General features: G+C 61.6%; 2 protein-coding genes and 1 pseudogene. All 3 read right to left on the bottom strand.

What is annotated here, in order from left to right:
* A partial coding sequence (locus EN991_RS32205; protein WP_164769529.1) for a malate dehydrogenase occupies positions 1-628 on the bottom strand: 628 nt, incomplete at its 3' end.
* Between the two features lie 369 nt (positions 629-997).
* Complete coding sequence (gene zapE, locus EN991_RS32200) at positions 998-2,197, bottom strand: cell division protein ZapE (RefSeq protein WP_013528845.1); 1,200 nt, start codon at positions 2,195-2,197, stop codon at positions 998-1,000.
* A 166-nt stretch (positions 2,198-2,363) separates the two neighbouring features.
* Positions 2,364-2,471, bottom strand: a pseudogene (locus tag EN991_RS41285) (protease inhibitor Inh/omp19 family protein); the annotation flags it as partial.

Raw genomic sequence — 2,471 nt, 5'->3', positions numbered from 1 at the left:
GGTCGAGCTTCTCCTTCGAGGTCCAGCCCATCTTGATGAGGTCGGGCAGCGGAATGCCCGATACCGTCGAGTAGCGGATCATCGGCACCATGGAATCGCCGTGGCCGCCGAGCACGAAGGCGGTGACGTCCTCGACCGAGACCTTGAATTCCTCGGCCAGGAAATAGCGGAAGCGCGCGCTGTCGAGCACGCCGGCCATGCCGACGACGTGGCTGTTGGGCAGGCCTGAGAATTTCTGCAGCGCCCAGACCATGGCGTCGAGCGGGTTTGTAATGCAGATGACGAAAGCCTTCGGCGCATACTTCTTCAGCCCGGCGCCGACCTGCTCCATGACCTTGAGGTTGATGCCCAAAAGGTCGTCGCGGCTCATGCCGGGCTTGCGCGGCACGCCGGCGGTGACGATGCAGACGTCGGCGCCTTCGATGCCGGCATAGTCGTTGATGCCGGTGAGCCTGGAGTCGAAGCCATCGACCGGCGACGACTGCGCGATATCGAGCCCCTTGCCCTGCGGGATACCTTCGGCAATATCGAACAGCACCACGTCGCCGAGGTCCTTGAGGCCGATCATGTGAGCGAGCGTGCCGCCGATCATGCCAGAGCCGATAAGCGCTATCTTGTTGCGTGCCATGTGAGGATGTTTTCCCTTTGTCGGTGACGACGTCTCAAATCTCTGGTGACTTGATGGTGGCGTCGAAGAAGAGGCCGGAATGCTGCGGGGAACCGCGAATTTTCGCCGCACCCAATAGCCCCGGCACGGAAAAAATTCAAACGATTATTTTGGCGTCAGTGTTTTCAATCGGTTAGATCATTTGGGATTTACGTAAACGTCAGAGTTTGTAAGCCGACTTGGGAGGAAATAACCGACGAAGATGGAAATCGTAAGGCTGGATGCGGGTAATGACGCCCTTGTGATGCGGGTGGCCGAGGAGGTTCGGGTTGTAGACGTTGGCATGACAGAGGGGGGCAAAGGATCGCTACCGACGCATTCCCTGGAAATTCAGGCCTGCGCCTGCTGTGCCTCTGGCGCCGGCTTCCCTTTCTGCCGCTCCGCCCAATCCTCCAGCCAGTCGCGACTTTGCATCTCGATCAGCCGCGATGCGGTGCGCTCGAACTCGAAGACCTCCACGCCGCGCTTGGCGGCATAAAGCGCTTGCGGCGGCGCTTCGGCGCTCACCACCAGCCGCACATGATGGTCGTAGAGCGTGTCGATCAGAAGGATGAAGCGTTTGGCCTCGTTGCGCTTGCCTTCGCCGAGCACCGGGACGTGGTCGATGAAAATGGTTGAGAAGCGCCCGGCGATCGCCAGGAAATCGCGCGCGCCAAGCGGCTTTTCGCAGAGATCGGCGAAGGAGAACCGCGCCGCATCGCCTGCCGCACGCGGCACGATCACCTGCCGCCCTTTGAGGGCAATCGATGTCTCGGCGGTCGGCGCGTTGCGCGTCATGGCTTGCCAGGCCTCGTCGAGTAGCTGGTCCGCCGCCGCATCGGCCGGCGTGACATAGACCGGTGTCCGGGCGAGCTTTTCCAGCCGGTAGTCCTTGTCGGCATCGAGCGCCAGCACCTGTGTGTGCCGCTCCAGTATGCCGATGAAGGGCAGGAAAAGCTGACGGTTCAGCCCGTCGCTGTAGAGGTTTTCCGGCGCCACATTCGAGGTGGCGACCAGCACCACACCGCTGGCAAACAGCGCCGAAAACAACCTGGACAGGATCATCGCGTCGGCGATGTCGGTGACCGAGAACTCGTCGAAGCACAGCACCCAGGCTTGCTCGGCAAGGGCCTTGGCCACCGGCGGGATCGGGTCGTCCTGCTTGACATCGCCGTTCTTGCGCGCCTGCCGGTGCTTCTGGATACGGTCCTGCACGTCCGCCATGAAGTCGTTGAAGTGGACGCGGCGCTTGCGCCGCACCGGCAGCAACTCGAAGAACATATCCATCAGCATGGTCTTGCCGCGACCGACGCCGCCATGGATGTAAAGGCCTTTGACGGCCTCATGCGTCTCGCGCTTGCGGGCGAACAGCCAGCCCAGCGCGCTCGACTTATGCGCCAGCCGCTTGGCCGAGATCTCATCGGTCAGCCGGTCGAGCGCCGCAACGATCCGTTCCTGCGCCGGATCGCGGTCGATCGTACCGGTTTCCACCAGATGCTCGTAGCGCTGCCTGACGGTCGCATGGGTCTGGAGGCCGTCACGCAGATGCATCGGTCACGTCATTTGTTTATGCATGTCGCTGTCCCGAAATCGGGGTCACTTCTGCGCGACACGCATTCGGAGGACTAAAGCGGTCGTGTCTGAACGGATTCAGACGACCCGCTTTAGATCTTTGTTTTCCCAAAACCGCGGCCACTTTTGGGCGACATGCATTAGCCTACCTTGTAAGCGAAATCGGCTGGCCGTTGGAAGTCTGGCCGTCGAATTTCGAGCCGCCCGAGGAATAGAGCCGCGCCAGCGTCGCCGGTGTCTGGAACGCCAGCGT

The organism is Mesorhizobium sp. M7A.F.Ca.US.005.03.2.1 (genome assembly GCF_003997795.1).
GTDB lineage: Bacteria > Pseudomonadota > Alphaproteobacteria > Rhizobiales > Rhizobiaceae > Mesorhizobium > Mesorhizobium ciceri.
This window is presented reverse-complemented; position numbering and strand designations above follow the sequence as displayed.

Coding starts and splice junctions, on each gene's coding strand:
- zapE (WP_013528845.1), bottom strand. CDS start 2,197: ATGCATCTGCGTGACGGCCTCCAGACCCATGCGACCGTCAGGCAGCGC.